The organism is Crossiella cryophila, from assembly GCF_014204915.1.
Classification (GTDB): domain Bacteria; phylum Actinomycetota; class Actinomycetes; order Mycobacteriales; family Pseudonocardiaceae; genus Crossiella; species Crossiella cryophila.
Genome location: NZ_JACHMH010000001.1, coordinates 4,864,970 through 4,883,466, shown reverse-complemented (window position 1 = coordinate 4,883,466; position 18,497 = coordinate 4,864,970). Strand labels below are relative to the sequence as shown.

General features: G+C 71.4%; 16 protein-coding genes. 9 read left to right on the top strand and 7 right to left on the bottom strand.

The features are described 5' to 3' along the window. Nucleotides 1-9: 9 nt before the first annotated feature. Both HNR67_RS21845 and HNR67_RS21840 read left to right on the top strand, forming a co-directional pair. Nucleotides 10-2,727: a S8 family serine peptidase gene (locus HNR67_RS21845; RefSeq protein WP_185004101.1), complete on the top strand. Its 2,718-nt coding sequence runs from the start codon at nt 10-12 to the stop codon at nt 2,725-2,727. Next, nucleotides 2,724-3,713, top strand: coding sequence for an FG-GAP repeat domain-containing protein (locus HNR67_RS21840; protein WP_185004100.1), 990 nt, complete (start codon nt 2,724-2,726; stop codon nt 3,711-3,713). Before HNR67_RS21845 ends, HNR67_RS21840 begins: the two co-directional genes overlap by 4 nt. Before the next feature lie 39 nt (nt 3,714-3,752). Here the strand turns inward: HNR67_RS21840 and HNR67_RS21835 are convergent, their stop codons facing one another. From HNR67_RS21835 to HNR67_RS21820, 4 genes are all read right to left on the bottom strand, one after another. Continuing rightward, nucleotides 3,753-7,316 carry an nSTAND1 domain-containing NTPase gene (locus HNR67_RS21835; protein ID WP_185004099.1) on the bottom strand — a complete coding sequence of 1,188 codons (3,564 nt, stop codon included), beginning with the start codon at nt 7,314-7,316 and terminating at the stop codon, nt 3,753-3,755. Nucleotides 7,317-7,417: 101 nt separating this feature from the next. Next, nucleotides 7,418-8,356 carry an NADP-dependent oxidoreductase gene (locus HNR67_RS21830; RefSeq protein WP_185010941.1) on the bottom strand — a complete coding sequence of 313 codons (939 nt, stop codon included), beginning with the start codon at nt 8,354-8,356 and terminating at the stop codon, nt 7,418-7,420. Nucleotides 8,357-8,490: 134 nt separating this feature from the next. Continuing rightward, on the bottom strand, nt 8,491-8,907 hold the full coding sequence (locus HNR67_RS21825; protein ID WP_185004098.1) for a hypothetical protein: 417 nt from the start codon (nt 8,905-8,907) through the stop codon (nt 8,491-8,493). Continuing rightward, nucleotides 8,900-9,883, bottom strand: coding sequence for a zinc-binding alcohol dehydrogenase family protein (locus HNR67_RS21820; protein ID WP_185004097.1), 984 nt, complete (start codon nt 9,881-9,883; stop codon nt 8,900-8,902). The genes HNR67_RS21825 and HNR67_RS21820 overlap by 8 nt, the downstream gene beginning before the upstream one ends. Nucleotides 9,884-10,185: 302 nt before the next feature. Between HNR67_RS21820 and HNR67_RS21815 the strand changes: the two genes are divergently transcribed. Further along, entirely contained in the window at nt 10,186-10,386 is a 201-nt protein-coding gene (locus HNR67_RS21815; RefSeq protein ID WP_185004096.1) for a hypothetical protein, read from the top strand. On the opposite strand, the gene HNR67_RS21810 is transcribed toward HNR67_RS21815, so the two are convergent. Genes HNR67_RS21810 through HNR67_RS21800 form a run of 3 tightly spaced genes read right to left on the bottom strand, consistent with a single transcriptional unit; the run spans nt 10,383 to nt 12,746 of the window. Then, the gene (locus tag HNR67_RS21810; protein ID WP_185004095.1) at nt 10,383-11,309 is read right to left on the bottom strand and encodes a MerR family transcriptional regulator; all 927 of its coding nucleotides are present in this window, start codon (nt 11,307-11,309) and stop codon (nt 10,383-10,385) included. The genes HNR67_RS21815 and HNR67_RS21810 overlap by 4 nt on opposite strands. A gap of 57 nt (nt 11,310-11,366) precedes the next feature. After that, nucleotides 11,367-12,299, bottom strand: coding sequence for an aldo/keto reductase (locus HNR67_RS21805; protein ID WP_185004094.1), 933 nt, complete (start codon nt 12,297-12,299; stop codon nt 11,367-11,369). 45 nt (nt 12,300-12,344) lie between these two features. Then, the gene (locus HNR67_RS21800) at nt 12,345-12,746 is read right to left on the bottom strand and encodes a winged helix-turn-helix transcriptional regulator (RefSeq protein ID WP_185004093.1); all 402 of its coding nucleotides are present in this window, start codon (nt 12,744-12,746) and stop codon (nt 12,345-12,347) included. Nucleotides 12,747-12,977: 231 nt separating this feature from the next. On the opposite strand from HNR67_RS21800, the gene HNR67_RS21795 reads away from it, so the two are divergent. From HNR67_RS21795 to HNR67_RS21770, 6 genes are read left to right on the top strand one after another with little or no spacing between them, the layout of a single operon-like run. Further along, complete coding sequence (locus HNR67_RS21795; RefSeq protein WP_185004092.1) at nt 12,978-13,622, top strand: FMN-dependent NADH-azoreductase; 645 nt, start codon at nt 12,978-12,980, stop codon at nt 13,620-13,622. Nucleotides 13,623-13,656: 34 nt separating this feature from the next. Beyond that, nucleotides 13,657-14,910, top strand: coding sequence for an aminopeptidase P family protein (locus HNR67_RS21790; RefSeq protein WP_185004091.1), 1,254 nt, complete (start codon nt 13,657-13,659; stop codon nt 14,908-14,910). Between the two features lie 17 nt (nt 14,911-14,927). Next, nucleotides 14,928-16,415, top strand: a complete 1,488-nt coding sequence (locus HNR67_RS21785; RefSeq protein ID WP_185004090.1) for a phenylacetate--CoA ligase family protein — start codon at nt 14,928-14,930, stop codon at nt 16,413-16,415. A 6-nt stretch (nt 16,416-16,421) separates the two neighbouring features. Next, nucleotides 16,422-16,889, top strand: a complete 468-nt coding sequence (locus HNR67_RS21780) for a hypothetical protein (RefSeq protein ID WP_185004089.1) — start codon at nt 16,422-16,424, stop codon at nt 16,887-16,889. Next, entirely contained in the window at nt 16,886-18,091 is a 1,206-nt protein-coding gene (locus tag HNR67_RS46300) for a cytochrome P450 (protein ID WP_185004088.1), read from the top strand. The genes HNR67_RS21780 and HNR67_RS46300 overlap by 4 nt, the downstream gene beginning before the upstream one ends. Before the next feature lie 11 nt (nt 18,092-18,102). Next, a complete protein-coding gene (locus tag HNR67_RS21770) occupies nt 18,103-18,447 on the top strand; it encodes a VOC family protein (protein ID WP_185004087.1) in 345 nt (114 codons plus the stop codon). The last annotated feature ends 50 nt before the right edge of the window (nt 18,448-18,497 follow it).

Genomic DNA, 18,497 nt, shown 5'->3' with positions numbered 1-18,497 from the left:
AACAGCGGAATGACCAGACTTCCCAGACGCGCCGCGGCGCTGGCCTCGGGGGTGGCAGCCGCGCTCGCGCTGAGCGCACCCGTCCCGGCCTCGGCGGCCCCCGCACTGTCCAAAATGGACCAGTTCGCCCTGGTGGCCGCCGGCTCCGGCGCCCGCGCCGAGGTCTACCTCGACGGTGACCCGGCCGCGCTCGCCAAGGCCGTGCGCGCCAACGGCGGCGAGGTCAGCGACACCGCCCCCGGCCGTGTCCGCGCCACGCTGCCCGGCGCCGCCCTGCCCGCCCTCGCGGCGAACCGGGCGGTACGCGAGATCCGCCAGCCCATCCGCCCGATCCCGATGGTGGTCTCCGAGGGCGTGCCGCTGACCAACTCCCCCGCCTGGCACAACGCGGGCGGCAAGGGAGCGGGCGCCAAGGTCGGGGTGATCGACATCGGCTACGGCAGGCTGGCCGCGGCCCGCACCGCGGGCGAGGTGCCTGCCAGCGCGACAGTCCACAATGGACGTTGCGGGACCGAGCACATCAGCTCGCACGGCACCACCATGGCCGAGGTGGTGCACGACATGGCCCCCGAGGCCCAGCTGTTCCTGGCCTGCGTCGTGGACACCATGGACTTCGACGACGCGGCGGAGTGGTTGCGGCAGCAGGGCGTGCACATCGTCACCGTCGCGCTCGGGTTCCCCGGCACCGGCCGCGGGGACGGCACCGGCGAGGACGTCGAGGGCGCCAAGGCCCCGGCCAACGTGGTGCGGCAGCTGCGTGCGGCTGGGGTGCTGGTGGTGGCCGCCGCGGGCAACGAGGGCGACAAGCACCTCGGCGGGCGGCTGCTCGGCTCCGACGCCGACGGGTGGCAGTACCTCAACGGGAACGCGCAGGGGCAGGGTTTCTCCGTCTCCTCCGGCGGCACGGTCACCGTGGAGCTGAAGTGGGACGCCTGGCCGCGCACCGCGGTGGACTTCGACCTTTACGTGATGAGCACCCCGGCGAAACCCAGTGGCCTCAACGATCCCGCGCTCGGCGGCCGCTACTCCATCCGCGCACAGAAGGGCACCTCCGGCGGGCTCTCCCCGGTGGAGACCGTCACCTTCACCCAGCCCTCGGACGCACCCGGCACCTACTGGGCCTACCTGAAGTGGAACGGCGGCGCGCGGGACATGCGCTACGACCTGACAGTGCACGGCCCGGCGCACGGCCTGTCCTACACCACCCCGGCGCAGAGCATCGCCGAACCGGCCAGCTCCCCGTACGCGCTCGCGGTCGGTGCGATCACCCCGGCCAACCAGCAGTCCGGCGGCCAGGCCGAGGGCTACAGCAGCCGGGGTCCCACGGTGGACGGCCGGGTCAAGCCGGACCTGACCGCGCTCACCAACGTCTCCTCCTACAGCGGCGGCAGCGCACCGGGCGCCACCCTGGGCGGCACCTCGGTGGCGGCGGCGCACGTGGCCGGGGCGGCCGCGGTCTACCGGGGCGGGACCGACCTGGACGCCGAGCACCTGCGCACCCTGCTGCTGGACGCGGCCGGCAGGCAGGGCCGGGACAACACCCTCGGCCGCGGCACCCTGCACCTGGGCCAGCACCGCGCGCTGGCCGCGCCCACCGGCAACGGGTACACCCCGCTGACCGTGCAGAACCGGGTGCTCAACACCTACAGCCCCGAGGGCGGGCACCAGCGGCCGTTCGAGCCGGGCGAGACCTACACACTGCCCATCCCCGGGCTGCCCGCCGACGCGCAGGCGGTGGTGCTCACCGTGACCGGCATGCACGCCGAGGAGTTCACCAGCCTGAGCATCACCCCCGACGTGAGCAAACCGGCCGGCCCGGTGCCCACAGTGGACGTCCGAAAAGGACAGATCCGGTCGGAGACGGTGACCGCGACGCTGAACCCGGTGGACAAGGTCATCCGCATCCACAACTCGCACAGCAAGGTCAACCTGTCCATCGACGTGCTCGGCTACTACAGCGGCGGCAGCGCCTCGCTGTTCTTCCCGGTGCGCAGGCCCTTCCGGCTGCACGGCCCGGCGACCATCGGCGCGAACGCCCAGATCGGGGTGATCGCCCGCGGCGTGCAGGGCATCCCGGCCGCGGCCACCGCGGTGGCGGTCAACGTGACCACCACCTCGGCCGGTGAGCCGACCGAGATCGAGGTCTTCGGCACCCGCCGCACCGCCTCCTGGACCAGCACGCCCTACCCCGGCGGGAAAACCACGACCAGCGTGCTGGTGCCGGTCGGCGCGGACAACGCGATCAAGCTCTACAACGCGCGCGGCAGCGCCACCGTCACGGTGGAGGTCACCGGCTGGTTCGAGGTGAGATCCGGCGGGGCCCGGTACGTCCCGCTGCGGCACACCGTGCACCAGTACAGCTCCGGCAACGCCACCGGCGCCGGCGCGCTCAGCTCCGGCCTGCCCAGCGGCACCCCGGTCGAGATCCCGGTGACCCGCCGCGACGGCGTGCCGGGCAACGCCACCGGCGCGGTGGTCACCGCCTCGGTGCGGCTGGCCGGTCAGGCCACCGACATCGACGTGTGGCAGCAGGAACACGGCAACACCGGCTTCGCGCCGCTGAGCACCGAAGCGCTGCTGCCGCTGAGCGCGAGCGGACATCCGGTGCGCAACAACGCCTTCGTCACCGGCCTCGGCCCGTCAGGGGCACTGACCCTGTGGCACAGCGCCGGTCAGGCGCACCTGCGCGGCTACGTGCACGGCTACTTCCTCGGAGGAACACCATGATCCGGCGCTTCGGCCGGGCCGCGGGCGCGATCGGCCTCGCCCTCGCCCTGCTGGCCACCACCGCACTCCCGGCCGCGGCCGGGCTCGGCGGTCAGTCCAGGGACATCACCCTGGACGGCCGCAACGACCTCTTCGCCCGCCGGGCCAGCGACAACGTGATGCTGGTCTACCCGCACTCCGGGGTCTTCAACGGGCAGCAGACCTTCACCTCGCCGGGGGTGGTGGTCGGGCACGGCGCGGGCATCGCCGATTTCTACGCCCTGGCCCGGATCACCGGCGGTCCCGGCCCGGACCAGGTGGCCCGCTGGCACCAGAGCGGCGGCGGCGAACTGAAGGTCTACCCGCACTCGGGCAAGCTGAACGGCACCTCGACCTGGCTGGCCCCGGTCACCCTCGGCTTCGGCGCCAACATCAACAACTTCACGCTGTTCCACGATGTGAACAACGACGGCTGGGACGACCAGATCGCCCGCGAGGCGGCCACCGGCGACCTCTACGTCTACTACCACTCCGGGGTGTTCAACGGCACCGCCACCTTCGGGGCCCGGCAGCTGCTGGGCACCGGCTGGGGCCCGGTGAGCTGGCTGGCGATGGCCGATCTCACCGGTGACGGGGTGAGCGACCTGATCGCCGCCGACCCGACCGTGGACCAGGGCCGACTGACCCTCTACCCGGGTGACAACGGCATCTCGGCGCGTTCCGGTGCGGCGCAAAGACCAGCGCCACGGTTCGACCGGGTGCGCGCCGGGCAGGCCAGGGCCGCCGCGGGCTGGGGGCCGGTCACCGTCGGCACCGGCTGGACCATGATGGACACCATCACGCTCACCGACGTCAACCTGGACGGCTGGCCCGACCTGGTCGGCAAGGTCACGAGCAACGGGGAACTGCTGGTCTACCCGCACAGCAAGGGCGTCAGCGGGATGACCACCTTCGGCAGCCCGCAGCTCATCGGCACCGGCTGGCAGCCCTTCGACATCATCACCTGACCCGGCCGGGTGCGGGACCACGCCGGTCCCGCACCCGCCTCAGGCGCAGGAGGGCGGCAGCGGCGCGCCCTCGGCGGAGACGAAGTCCTCAGCCAGCGCCTCGCACAGACTCCGCCGCGCGGCCGCCAGGTCCAGGTTCCAGCGCACCACCGTGGTGTCGGTGCCCGCGGTGGCCAGCACGGTGCCGTCCTCGTTCCAGGTCGCCAGGTGCACCAGCGGCTGCGGGCCGTCCAGGGTGGCGATGCGGGTCTGGGCCGGCAGGTCCCACACCTCGATGGCCCGGCCCGCCCCGGCCAGCACCAGGGTGCGGCCGTCCGGGCTGAGCGCGTGGGTGAGCGCGTGCGCCCGGTCAACGGCCAGCCGGGCGGTGCGCCTGCCGGTGGCCACCTCCCAGACCTGCAGGTCCGCATCGGTCACGGTGAGCACGAACCGGCCGCCGGGGGCGAAGACCACCCGGCGCGGGTGGTCAGCGCCCAGCACGTGTTCCCGGTTGCTCCGCTGGTCCCACAGCACGGCGGGGCCCGCGCGCCGGATCCAGGCCAGGTTCCGGTTGTCCGGGGCGAAGACCACGCCGGTGGCCGGTTCGATCTCCCCGCTGGGCAGGTCGGCCAGCCGGGCCTGGTCGTGCACCCGGTACAGCCGCACCGCGTCGGCCGTGCTGATCGCGGCGGTGCTCCCGTCCGGGCTCAGCGCGCCGTTCCCGCCGAGCGAGGCCGGTAGTTCGCCGAGCTGCCGGTCCTGACGCAGATCCCACAGCACCAGGCCCTCGCCGCGCGGGCCGAGCGCGACGGTGTGCTCCCGGTCCACCACCACCTCACGCAGCGGCGGCCTTGGGGTGCCGCGGAACGGGCCGGCCGGGCGCAGCGGCCAGCTGAGCTGGTGCGTGCCGGTGCCCGCGCGCAGGGTCTGGCCGTCGGCGCTGAAGGCCAGCGGCTGGGTGATCGGCGACCCGGCCACCAGGGGCAGCCGCCACTGGTCCCACACCGTGCTGATCAGCCCGTTGACCCCGAGCACGACCCGCCCGGTCGGGTCGAAGGTGACGCCGAGGAAGTCGGCGCGGTCCCCGCTGAGGGTGAGCGCGACCCGGCCCCGGCTGTCCCACCAGCGGACCCGGCCCTGCTGCACCACCACCAGCACGTTCGGGTCGATGCCGTAGGCCAGGTCGCTGACCGTGCCGCCCTGGTCGGCCAGCTCGCTGGCCACGGTGCCGCGTTCCAGGTCGAACACGGTGGTCCGCCCGTTCGCCCCGCCCACGGCCAGGTACCGGCCATCCTGGTGCAGGGCCAGCACCCGCACCTCGCCCAGCCCACCCGGCCCACGACCCCGGCTCGCGCCGGTCACCGCGTCCCACAGCTCCACCTGGCCCTGCTGGTCCACCGTGACCAGCAGCCGCCCGGCCCGGTCCACCGCGATGGTCTGGGACCGGGTGGGCAAGGTCGGCCCGGCGGCGCCGGTGCTGAAATCCCGCTGCCGCGGCGCGGCGCCGGGCGCGTGCAGCCAGACGTGCCGCCCGTCCGCGGCCAGGCCAAGGTCGCTGGCGCCCTCGGGCGGGTCGGGGATGGTGGCCAGCACCGCGCCGGTGCGCCGGTCCACCAGCTTGACCTGGTCCGGGTAGAGGTAGGCGAGCTGGTTGGCGTCCTTGGGCGAGTTCCGCGCGGACTGCACGCCCTGGGTGGAGACGGTGGCCGGGGTGCGGGTCAGCAGCAGCCGCCGCTGCTGGATGTCCAGCACTCCCGGATCGGTGCCCGCGAAGACGAACTGCTGATCGGCGTGCAGCGCGCGGGAGTGCTCCGGCGGGGTGTTGGCCAGCGACAACAGCATGCCGCGGGACTGTTCGGTGGAGGCGGCGGCGTGCGCGGCCAGCGCGCGGCGGATGGCCGCCTCGGTGTCGGTGCCCAGCAGCAGCCGGGCCTCCGCGCTGAGCTGGCGGGAGGTGGCGGTGCGCTGCTGCTGCACGGCGTAGCCCGCGATGCCGATGGCCACCAGCAGCAACACCACCAGCGTGGCGGCCAGCAACCGGGTGCGGCGCAACAGCCGCCGGGTCCTGGTGCCCTCGCTGACCTGCTCGGCCTGGCTGGTGGCCAGGAAATCCCGTTCGCCGGTGGACAACGCGGGTTGTTCGCGCTCGGCCCAGTCCCGCGCCAGCGCCAGCCGCACGCCGCGGTAGAGCGCGCCGGGATCACGGTCCAGCCGGTGCCATTCGGCGGCGGCGTGCGAGAGGTCGCGCTGCACCCGCAGCCCCTCCCGGTCCTGCACCAGCCAGCCCCGCAGCCGCGGCCAGGCCTGCAGCAGGGCCTCGTGCGCCAGTTCCACCCCGTGCTCGTCGGCGACCAGCAGCCGGGCGGCGGTGAAGTGCTCGACCACCTCGGCCAGTCCGCTGCCCGCGTGGTCGAGTTCGGTGTGCGCGACCCGCCGCTTGGTGTCCTCGGTGCCCTCACCCGGCGCGGTCAGCCTGCGGAACAGCTGCCTGCACAGTTCGCGCTGCGGCTCGGTGAGCCCGTCGTGCACGGCCTCGGCGGTGTTGGCCAGCGCGTGCGCCAGCCCGCCGGTGGCCTGGAACCCGGCGAAGGTCAGCGTGTTCCCCTTGCGCCGCCGCCAGGTCTCCGCCAGCGCGTGCGAGACCAGCGGCAACACCCCGGGTTCGGCGGCCGCCCCGGACACCAGGTGCGCGACCAGGTCGGTCTCCACCGCGCACCCGGCCGCGTTGGCCGGTCCGGTGATGGCCCGCCGCAGGTCAGCCGGTCCCATCGCACCCAGCGGCACCACGCCCTCGCGCAGCACCTGCACCAGGTCCGGGTGGGTGGAGCAGTGCGTGTAGAAGTCCGAGCGCACGCCGAGCAGCACCCGCCGCCGCGGCCCGGCCGCACCGCACAGGGCGGCGATGAACCCGGCCCGGTCGGCCTCCTCGGCGCACAGCGTGAACAGCTCCTCGAACTGGTCCACCACCAGCAGCACCCCGGCCCCGCCCACGGCCAGCTCGCGCAGCAGCCCCGCCAGCGCGCCGGGATCGCCCCGCAGCTCCGCCCGCAACCCGGCCGCCTGCCGCCCGAGCGGCCCGGCCAGTGCCTGGGCGCAGGAACCCCACGGGTCCTCCCCCGGCGCGAACACCACGGCGGTCCGCTCGCCCAGCCTCGGCAGCAGACCCGCCCGCAACGTCGAGGACTTGCCCGCCCCCGACGCGCCGAACAGCGCGACCACGGCACACCGTTCCAGCCGCGCCAGCAGGTCGGCCACCGCCTGGTCCCGCCCGAAGAACCGGTCGGCGTCCTCCCGCCGGTAGGGCGCGAGCCCGGCGTAGGGCGCGGCGGCGGCCGGTGGCAGTCGCGGCGCCTCCTCGTGCACCTGCGCCGCGACCCGGTGCCAGCGCCGCTCCCAGTCCTCGGCCTCCCCGCCGCAGGCCCGGACCAGCGCGAGGGTGACGGCCAGGCTGGGCAGGCGTTGTCCGCCGGTGGCCGCGGCCAGCGTGCTGGAGGAGTAGTGGGTGGCGGCGGCCAGCGTGCGGTAGGCGGGCTGCCCCGCCGCGGCCCGGAGTTTCCGCAGCTCGATGGCGAAGTCGACCAGCGGGAGCCCGTTCGGGACCAGCGGTTGTTCCTTGCGGGGCATCAGCGCGCTCCTCGTCGTCCGGTACGCCGAGGATTGTCCGGAGCCGCGTTGTCCGGCGCCGGGGATCCCGCGCCGGACAACGAATCAGTGGCCTGGCTCACTCACACGGTGAGCACCAGCTTGCCCCTGGTCCGCCCGGTCTCGCCGAGCTTGTGCGCCTGCGCGGCCTCGGCCAGCGGGAACACCGTGTCCACCTCGACCCGCAGTCTGCCCTGCGCCACCAGTGCGGTGAGCTGCTCCAGCCCGGCGTGATCCGGCTCGACCAGCACCCCGGTGAACCGCACCCCGGCCGCCTCGGCCAGCGTCGCGGCCGCCGGTGCGGGCGCGGAGGGCACCACGATCAGCAGCCCGCCCGGCCGCAGGGTCTGGACCGAGCGCTCGCCGTACTCGCCGCCGATCAGGTCCAGCACCAGGTCCACCTCGCGCACGGCGGTGCCGAAGTCGGTGCTGGTGTAGTCGATGAGTTCGTCCACGCCCAGCTCACGCAGGAAGTCGTGCTTGGCCGCACTGGCGGTGCCGATCACGTACGCACCGCGGGCCTTGGCGATCTGCACCGCGAGATGGCCGACGCCACCGGCCGCGGCGTGCACCAGGACCCGCTGGCCCGGCTGGACATCGGCGGTGTCGACCAGGGCCTGCCAGGCGGTCAGACCGGCCAGCGGCAGGGCGGCGGCGTGCACGTGGTCGAGTGCGGCCGGCTTGCGGGCGAAGTGCCGGGACGGGGCGGTGGTGTACTCGGCGTAGGCGTTGCCCCGGTGCGGGAAGCGCGGCATGCCGTAGACCTCGTCACCGACCTGGAACCGGGTCACGCCCCCGCCGACGGCCTCGACCACGCCGGAGACGTCCCAGCCCAGGATCAGCGGCGGCTCGCCCAGCAGCCCGGCGACGCCACTGCCCGCGCGGGTCTTCCAGTCCACCGGGTTGATGCCCGCGGCCTTGACCCGCACCAGGATCTCGGTCGGCAGCGGCTCCGGCCGCGGCACCTCGACTACCCGCAGCACCTCCGGCTCGCCGTAGGAGTCCTGCCGCACGGCGCGCATCGTGTTGCCCATGTTCTTCCCTCTCCGCGTGGTCCCTGTCTGCGCACCACTGTCCTATCCTTGGTCTCTTTCGGCAATCAGGCACTTAAAAGTGCTGTAGGTACCTGCCAGAAACCATTCGCTGAACTGCGATTTCAGCGAACCGGCGGCTGGTAGCGACCGCCGGGGAACGCGGGGTTCTGCTCGGCGTACACGCACAGGTACTTCCGCCCGGCCGCCACGTGCCACACCACCTTGTCCAGCATCTCCACCGCGAACGGCGGCGCCTGACCCAGATCCGGCCACACCACCACGAACCGGTTGCCCTTGGCCTCGTGGAACCCGTTGCGCACCGAGTCCAGCAGCGCGTCCCAGCTCAGCGAGCTGACCAGCACCGGATCCTGCGGCAGGTGCTGCCGGACCGCGGTGAAGAAGGACTCGCGGCCAGGGTCGCCGTGCATGGACAACTCGTACCGCGGGTACCGGCACCGATCCGTCTCCGCGCGCACCCGCGCCAGCCAGTCCGGGGTCCCGAACCACACGCCGGAGCGGATCCGTAAGCGCTCAGTCACGGACCCGGACCACCAGTTTCCCGATCGCGCCACCGTCTTCCATCAGCTGGTGCGCCTCGCGGATCTGCGCCAGCGCGAACACCTGATGGATGCGCACCGGCAGCTTCCCGGCCTCGATGAGTTCGAGATAGCGCTGGAGATCGGCCTGGGGCAGGTCGCTGCTCTCGCCACCGTAGGCGGTGAGCCGGACGCCGTTGGGCAGGTAGTCCATCGGGTAGAAGTCCGGGATGGTCCACTGATCGCTGAGCATGCCGGTGAAGCAGACCGTGCCGTGCCTGCCGGTGGCCCGCAGGGTGTCCGGCAACGTGTTGGTGCCCACCAGTTCCAGCGCCGCGTGCACGCCCTCGGGCCGGATTTCCCTTACCCGCGCGGCGATCGACCCGTCGTCGACCAGCGGGTGATCGACCCCCAGGTCCCGCAACGTGTCCAGCCGGGCCGGATTCCTGGTGGTGGCGAAGACTTCCAGGCCGTGTTCCTTGGCCAGCACCGCCGCGGCCACGCCCACCGAGGAGGTGCCGCCGCGGACCAGGAAGCTCTGCCCCGGCTGGATGGCCAGCCCGGTGTGCAGCGAGCCGTGCGCGGTCTGCAGCATCTCCGGCAACGCACCCAGGGTGGCCCAGTCCAGACTCGTGCGCACCGGCGTCACGTTGCTCGCGGGCACCACGGTGTACTCGGCGTACCCGCCGTCGTAGGCCCGCCCCATCCCACCCATCATCGCCACCACCGGCTGCCCGGCCTCGAACTCCCCACCGGGCGCGAGGTCCACGGTGCCGGTGGCCTCGATGCCGGGGATGATCGGGAACACCGGGTTGCTGGCCATCCCGGTGCGCAGGTGCTGCTCGGACCGGTTGAGCCCGAACGCCTCCACCCGGATCCGCACCCAGCCGGGCCTGGGCTCGGGGATGGGCACCTCGCGGAGCTGGAGTGCCGCCACCGGGCCCGGACCGTCCAGGACCACCGCACGCATCGTCGTCATGCGGTGATCAAACCCAATCCGGCCGCCCGGCGCAGCAAGGCTCGCCGGGAAACCACCCGCGGTAATGACCCGGATCCACCGCGTACCTATTCCACGAACTCCCCCATCGCATTCACACACCAACTCCGAAGACACCTCAGGAAAGCAATCCCCATCAGGTCACGACCTGGACGGTTTCACCACCGCCAGCACCCCGCACCCACACTGAGCAGCGCGAATGTCGCCCGATCGGGGCCGTCAACGCACACGACGACCCCGATCGGGTAAATCCGGTTTTACTTTCCCCCTGCTACACTCACGCGGTGCAGAACGACTTGGACCGCACCACACAGGTGCTCACCGCACTACTGGTACCCGCATTCGCATTGGTCGCCATCGCCGGCTTCATTTCCGAACCGGAGTGGCTCAAGCTCACGCTGCTGATCGTGGCCACCGTGGCGATCTTCGCACTGGGCTTCGGCCTGCTGCGGATCATCCGGCAACGCCGGCTCAACCAGGACTAGCTCGACGCACGCAGGGCCGCGATGGCCCACTCGAACGCGGGCACCCCGTCCGGCCCCGGCCGGGGCGGCCAGCCGTTGAGCACACCCAGCAGCGCCCAGTAGCGCGCCACCCGGCGATCGGTGAACACCGCCCAGCCATCGGCCAGCGCCACCCGCTCCGCCGCGGACAACTCCGCCGACACCACCCGGCCGATGATCTCCTTGGCCTGCACCGAATCCGGCGCGATCCCGGCCTCGACCGCCACCGCGGCCGCCTCGATCACCTGCTCCGCCGAGGGCCCCTGCGCCTGCACCTCCCGGCCGGCCTCACTCTGCCCGGCCAGCACCATCTGCCGAACCCGATGCTGGAAGTCCTTGTCCTGCACCAGTTCCGCCAGCTCCACCCAGGCATCAACCTGTTCGTCACTGGGATCATCCGGCAACTCAGCAGGCAACTGCCGCATCGCCTCGGCCAGCCCGGCCCCCGGCGCCGCCGGGTCCGCACCCTCGAAGGCCCGCGCCACGAACTCGTCCAGAACGCGCTGCCGCTCCCCCGCGGACAGCCTTGCCAAATCGTTCATCAGTTTCATCTCCTCGGTCGATCCGCCACGTCGAACGACCGCCCGCAACACCGCCCGGCGCACCCGCAGGGTCCGGATCTCCGCATCCAGCGCGCTCACATGCGTACGCGCCACATCGGTCACCGTGACCTGCTCGGCCAGCACCCGCGCCACCGTCTCCAGATCCAGCCCCAGCTCCCGCAGGGTGCGGACCAGCTCAAGACGGCCGACCGCGACCGCGTCATAGAGCCGGTAACCCCCATAGGACCTGGTCGTCGGCGGTAGCAGGCCACTGTCGGAGTAGAACCGGATGGTCCTGGTCGACAGGCCGGTGGTCTTGGCGAGCTGTCCGATGGTGAACAGCTCGTCGTCGTCGTCGTTCACGGGACTCAGCCTGAACCTTCCAGCAGGTGGAAACTCAAGCCCATTCTCACCCGAGGTTCACCTGGGGTAGGGCAGGGCGCGCGAGGGCACGGCGGCCAGCGCGGTCATGGCCGCGGCATCGAGGGTCAGCCGCCCGGTCGCCAGGTTCGCCTCAAGGTGCCCTTCGTCGGCGGCGCCGGGGATCAGGAGCACGTTCGGGGCCCGGTGCAGCAGCCAGGACAGGCCGATCTGGGCGGGGGTGGCGCCCAAGGTCCCGGCGACCGCGGTGACCACCGGCTCCTCGGTCACCTTCGGCGCTCCGGGCACGGCGCTGCCCAGCGGGAAGTACGGCACCCAGGCGATCCGTTGTGCCGCACAGAGTTCCAGCATCTCCTCATCGGCGCGGTCAACGAGGCTGTAGGGGTTCTGCACGCAGACGATCCCGGCGGGCAGGGCCCGGCGCAGCCCGTCCAGGGTGACGCTGCTGAGCCCGATCGCACCGATCTTGCCCTCGGTGCGCAAGGCGATCATCTCGGCGAGCTGGTCGTCGAGGTCCACCACCTGGTCGCCCTCGGCGGGCGGGGCGAAGCCGACGTCGTTGCGGCGCAGGTTGACCACCGGGATCCGGTCCAGTCCGAGGGCGGCGAGGTTGGCCTCGACACTGGCCCGCAGTTGGCCGGGTCGCTGGGCCGAGGTCGGGTACGGCCCAGCAGGGCCAGGGTCGGCGCCCACCTTGCTGACGATGGTGATCTCGGCGCCGGGCACCGCCGCCCGGATCACCTCGTTCACGAACCCGTTGCCGTAGAACTGGGCGGTGTCGATGTGGTCGACTCCGCTGTCCACCGCACGACGCACCAGCCGGATGGCGGCGTCCCGGTCCTCGTGCAGCCGGGCCAGTTGCATCGCACCGAAACCGATTCTGGATACCACGCGGTCACCCAGGAATCCGGTACCACCGGGACGCTCGCGGCCGGTCGAATCCACACTGGGAAATTGTTCGTTGGCTGTCATGCGAAGAACACTACTCCGACATTGACAGTAGGCGCCAAGAGGAAATTAACTGCCCGCTCGCGCGCGAGCCCGGTATTCGCGAATGTCGGAGTGGTGGGTGGATACCCACTGGATGAGCGAGGTCACCGCGCCGAGCAGACTCTTCCCCAGTGGCGTCAGGGCGTACTCGACGCGCGGCGGCACCTCGGCGTAGGCGGTCCGCTCGATCAGCCCGTCCTCACCGAGCTGACGCAGCGTGAGGGTCAGCATGCGCTGCGAGATGCCGTCCACCACCTGCTGCAGGTAGCTGTACCTGCGCGGCCCGTTGTGCAGGTTGGCGATGACCAGCAGCGACCACTTGTCGCCGACCCGATCCAGTACCTGGCGGACGAACTCGCCGTTCTCCACCGGCAGGCGACCGCAGTCATCCGCACCGGGCGTGGGGGGTTCGATCATGTCGCCGGTCATGGCTGGCGCTCCTTCGCGGCGGCTACGAACAAAACGTGAGTCTAGCTCCCCGGCCGACCGGTCAGCCGGAACAACGGGGAGTGACACGATGAAAACACCTCGCGCCCACCTTTGGCGATAACGAACATTTTCCGCCGCCACGAACACGAATGTTCGTTTTGTAAGGTCTCCGATAGTGATGCATCATGGGGCAGCGCACAAGTTGTCTGTATTCCGATGAATCGAGTTGTCATGTCCTATCTGTTGCACATTGACGCCACCTCTTTCGACGCCGAGTCGATCTCGCGCCAGGTCGCGCGCTCCTACCTCGAGGTCTGGCCAGGCGAGGTGGTCCACCGCGATCTGGCCGCCACCCCGGTCCCGCACCTCACCGCCGCGGGCATCACCGCCCGGCTGACCGACCCCGCCCAGCACACCCCGGAACAGCAGGCCGCCGCGGCGGTGCAGGACGAACTGGTCGAGGAGTTCCTCGGCGCCACCGGCTACCTGTTCACCGTGCCGCTGTACAACTACGGCGTCCCGTCCTCGTTCAAGGCGTGGATGGACCAGATCATCATCTTCGGGCGCACCTACAACCTGCCCGACGGACCGCCGCCTGCCGCCGGCCGCGCCACCACCGTCATCTCCTCCCGCGGCGGCGCCTACGGGCCCGGCGCCCCGCACGAGGGCCGGGACCACCTGGTGCCGCACATCCGGGAGAGCCTGGGCCGTGAACTCGGCCTCGACCTCGAGTTCATCACCATCGAGTTCGGCCTCGCCCCGGTCGTGCCCATCCTCAGCCAGTTCATCGGGATGCACGAGACCTCCCTGGCCAACGCCCACCAGCAGGCGCGCCGCCAGGCCGGTGCGCTGACCGAGCAGGTCCGCGCCGCGTGAAGTCGGGTTGGCGCAACCACATCAGGAGAACGACATGACCGAACTGGTCGTACCGACCTACTCCCCGGCCGAACGCGACCGCCGCTGGAACCTGGCGCGGGAGTTCATGGACCGGGAGGGTCTGGACGCGCTGATCGTCTTCGGCGAGCACGAGGACAACGGGCCTGCCCCGTACTACCTGGACACCTGGTTCACCAACGACCGGCCGGGGCAGACCATCGTGTTCCCGCGTGACGGCGAACCCATCGCGCTCACCCCGGTGCCGAGCTTCGTCTTCGACCACCTGGAGGGCGTGCGCCGCGGTGACGCCCTGTGGATCGCGGCGGGCAACGTCCGAGTTGGCCGGGGCGCCGCCACGGTGGCGGAGGTGCTCCAGGAGCACGGGCTGGCCAAGGCCGCCATCGGCGTCGCCGGCCTGGAGCCCTACATCCCGGCCCATCCGGAAGGGATCATCCCCTTCACGCTCTGGGACGCCATCGTGGCGCGGTTCCCCGAGGCCAGGTTCACGGCCGCGGGCTTCGGCCTGGCCAGGCTGATGATGGACCTCAGCGCGGAGGAAGTGGCGGTGGTGCGGCATTCGGCGGCCATCGGCGACGCCATGGCCCAGGCCATGGTCGAGACGGCCCGGCCGGGGATCCGGGAGAACGAGGTGTACGCGGCCGGCATGTCCGCGGCCTACCTGCGCGGCACCGCGGTTCCGCAGATGCACTTCTACTCCGGCCCGGAACCGGTGGTCTGGGGCCCGCCCCAGTGGGCCTACCGCCCCCAGGCCCCGCGGGTGCTGCGAGAGGGCGATGTGATCACCGCGGAGATCTTCGGCCAGTTCGGCATGCGTGCCACCCAGCATCAGGTCGCCATCGCCGTCGGCGAGCCGCACCCGGACGTCGAGCGCGCTGCCCGCGTCGCCCAGGACTGCTACCGGGCCGGGCTGGAGACGTTGCGCGCCAAGCGGAAGTTCGGTGAGGTCGCCGAGGCGATGCTCGCGCCACTGGCCGAGGCCGGCGGCTGGGTCAAGGGCCCGCAGATCCACGGGCTCAACCCGATCGCCGCGCTGTGCCGGGTCCCGATCGACTTCAGCCAGGTCGAGGGCATCGAGCGCTATCCAGCGGTGCCCGGTATCCCCACGCTGCTCGCCGACCTCGAACTGACGCCCGGCATGAGCTTCGCCTTCGAGCCCAGCTGCGGGTTCGGCCGCCGCCTGATCACCCTCGGCGGCACCGTCCTCGTCGGCGCGGACGAGGCGATCGAACTCAACCCCTACACCGCCCGGCTGCTGCGGGCGGCCTGACCGCAGGTGGAGTTCGCATGCTGTTCAAAGACCAGAAGTTGCGCACGGACTACGCGGATCTGGTGGACCGCCGGATCAAGGAAGTCCGCCTCGCGCACACCGGTGCGCCGGACCTCGACTCGCTACGGGCGGACAAGCTGGCTCGAACACTCGCCGCCGCTGCGGACTCCCCGCGATTCAGCGGCAGTCTGGCCCGTTGGCGAGACAAGGAACCCGTTGTACGAGAACGGGATGAGGAACCATCAGCCTTCATCGAGAAGACGCTGGCCGAGTTGCCGATCCTCACCAGGGCGGAGTTCCGGGCCGGGTCCCGCGAGGTGTTCACCCGGCCGGTGAACGAGTTCCTGCACTACTACGAGTCCTCGGGCACCACCGGTGATCCGGTGGCCGCGCCCAAGGCGCTGGAGGACCTCGCCGCGAACACCATCAACATCGGCGAGATGTGGGGCCGGGTGCTCGGTCCGTCGGATTCGGCGCTGATCCTGATCAACGGGCCGTTCGCGCCCGCCGGGTACCAGTTCGAGAAGGTGCTGGAGTACCTCGGCCTGCTGTCGGTCCGCCTGTGGGTGGACAACGTCACCGGCGACTACACCCGGATCCTGCGCCTGCTCCGCGAACTCTCGATCAGCACCTATGTGGGCTCTCCGTCGCGACTGCTGGAAATGCTGCACTTCGCGTACCGGCACGACGAGCCGCTCCCCCGGTTCCGCAAGCTGATGCTCCTGGCCGAGCAGACCGGCCCAGCCCTGCTGCGGCACCTGGAACGGTTGACCGGCGCGCGAGCGTTCGTCGGCAGCTTCGGCTCGTCAGAGACCGGCACCACCGCCGCCACCTGTGAACACGGCAGCCTGCACCTCCAGACGCAGAGCTACCTGTTCGAGCTGGCCGACGCCCGGGGAATCCGGCTGCTCGACAGGGAACGCGCTGATCGAGGCGAGCTGGTGGTCACCTGCCTTGACCTGGAGGCGCGCCCGTTGCTGCGCTACCAGACCGGCGACCTGGTCGAGGTGAGCGGCATCCCGTGCCCCTGCGGAGTCGCGCTGCCGGTGGTGCGCACGCTGGGCCGCGCACAGGACGTCCTCCGCCTCGGCGGTGACCACATCCGCCAGGAGGAAGTGGAATCCGTTTTGTGGGGCGAGAACGACCAGGACCTGGCGGGCTTCACCGTCCTCAACTACCTGCTCGCGCTGCGGAAATCCGAGGTCGTGTGCCTGGTCACCACGGATCGGGAACCCACCGCGTTCGGCCTCGCCGCGATACGACGGCGACTGGCCACCGTGTTCCACGGTCGCCGCCTGGTGCTGCGGACGGTCCCGGCGCTGCCACCGCTGGCCTCCCTCGGCTCCTATCTCGGCTGGAAGCTCTCCCGGCTGGTCGACCTGGATGACCAGGCCTTGACCGACCGGCTCCCACCGCCCATCGCCGAGATCGTCCGCGGCTCACTCGCCGACATCGAGACCGCCGCGGGTCCGCGCCCACTGCCCCAACTGACCGGAGGAGCCTGACCCGCCATGTCCGCGGAGGAGAAAACCCAGTTCGTGCTCGGCGTCTACTTCCGGACCCAGGCCGCGATCGAGAAGTACCTCGGCGCCGACGGCCTGCCCGCCTGGACGGACCACGTGGCCACCATCAACGCCACGGCCATGCGCGCCCGCGTCGCCGACCCGGCCGATCGCGCCCGCGACCTGCTGACGGGACTGGCGAGCATGCTGGACGTCTACGGCTCCGAGATGGTCCGGACCGACGAGCCGGACACCACCACACTCGACGTCCGCCGCTGCGGCATCTACGACTACCGCGAACGCGCCCAGGCACAGGGCGTCGAACTCACCCTGAAGCGCCCCTGCGAATACTGCGTCGACCTGCATCACCGCACGGCGGCCAGGATCGGCGTCGAGGTGACGCACGAACTGGGCGAACGCAGCTGCCACTGGACCGTCCAGGTTCCCGGCGGCACCACGGAAAGGGGCAGGTTGTGACCGAGCCCTTGCCGCTGCCGTACCGGCGTGCCGCCGGGTGCCCGTTCGACCCGGATCCCGCCTTCGCCGAACTCCGCGCCACCCGGCCGGTGTCCCGGGTCGCGCTCAACGGCGGCGACGAAGCCTGGCTCATCACCCGGTTCGAGGACGCACGCCAGGTACTCGGCGATGCCCGGTTCAGCAGTGCGCTGACCCCGCTGGGGATCGTGCTGCCAGAGCCTCAAGATCGGACGTTGGCCGAGGAACTGCGGTCGCAGCAGCCGGGGACGTTCATCGAATGCGATCCACCCGAGCACACCCGGCTGCGGCAGCTGATCGCGGGCGAGTTCACCGAACAGCGGGTGCGGGCGCTGCGGCCGAGATTCGCCGAGATCGCCGAGGAGCGGCTCGCGGCGATGGCCGCCGCCGGACCACCGGTCGACCTGGTCGCCCTGTTCGCCTTGCCCGCGCCGTCAACGCTCATCCGCGAACTGCTCGGCCTGACCGCGAACGAATTCGACTTCGCCAGCCTTACCAGGATCATGACCGACGTCATGTCCACTGTGGACACGCTGATCCCGGCCAGGGACGCGCTGCGCGCCGGGATGCGCGCCCAGGTGGCGGCCGCCAGGGCCGACCCCGGTGACAACCTGCTGGGCCGGGTGATCCGCCGGCACGGCAAGGAGGTCACGGACGAGGAACTCGTCGGGATCGGCAACCTGTTGCTGGTGGCAGGGCACGAGACCACCGCCAACATGCTCGGCATCGGCACCCTGGCCCTGCTGCGCAACCCCGATCAGCTCGCCCGTCTGCGCGATGACCCGGCGATCGTGGACTCGGCGGTGGACGAACTGGTCCGGTACGTCTGCATCCCGCAGCACGGCGAGATCCGGACCGCCACCGAGGACGTGGTGGTGAACGGGACCACGATCCGGCGCGGCGATCAGGTGCTGGTGTCACTTCCGGCGGCAAACCGTGACCCCGCCCGGTTCCCCCGGCCGGACCATCTGGATTTCGACCGGCCAAGACAGTCCCATCTGGCCTACGGCTACGGCATCCACCACTGCGTTGGCCTGCCACTGGCCAGGATGGAGCTGAACCTCGCCTTCCCCGCGCTGCTGCGGAGATTCCGCACGCTCCGGCTGGCGATCGACTTCACCGAGGTTTCCTATCGCAGATCAAACGTGACCTACGGCGTCCATTCGCTGCCGGTCACCTGGTAGCGGGAGTGACAGTGTCCAACATCGTGCGGGTACTGGCCCGGATCGTCGTGGCCGATCTCGACCAGGCGATTCCCTTGTACGCGGCGCTTTCCGGCGCCGAGGCGCGGAAGTTCGGTCATGGCCCGGTGCACCTGGCCAGCGTCGGCCCGTTCCTGCTGCTGGCGGCGGCGGGTTCGGAGGGTTACACGGATCGCACGGCGACCGTCCTGGTCCACGATCTCGGCCCGGTCGTCCGGGAGATCACCAGTGCCGGTGGCGAGATCCTGATCGCACCGGCCGGTGGTCCCAACGGGGATCGGCTGGTGGCCAGACATCCCGACGGCTCCGTTTTCGAGTACGTGGCCATTCCGGCCTGATGGCCGCCCGGCAACGAAGGTCGTTGCCGGGCGGCCACATCAAGCCCCCT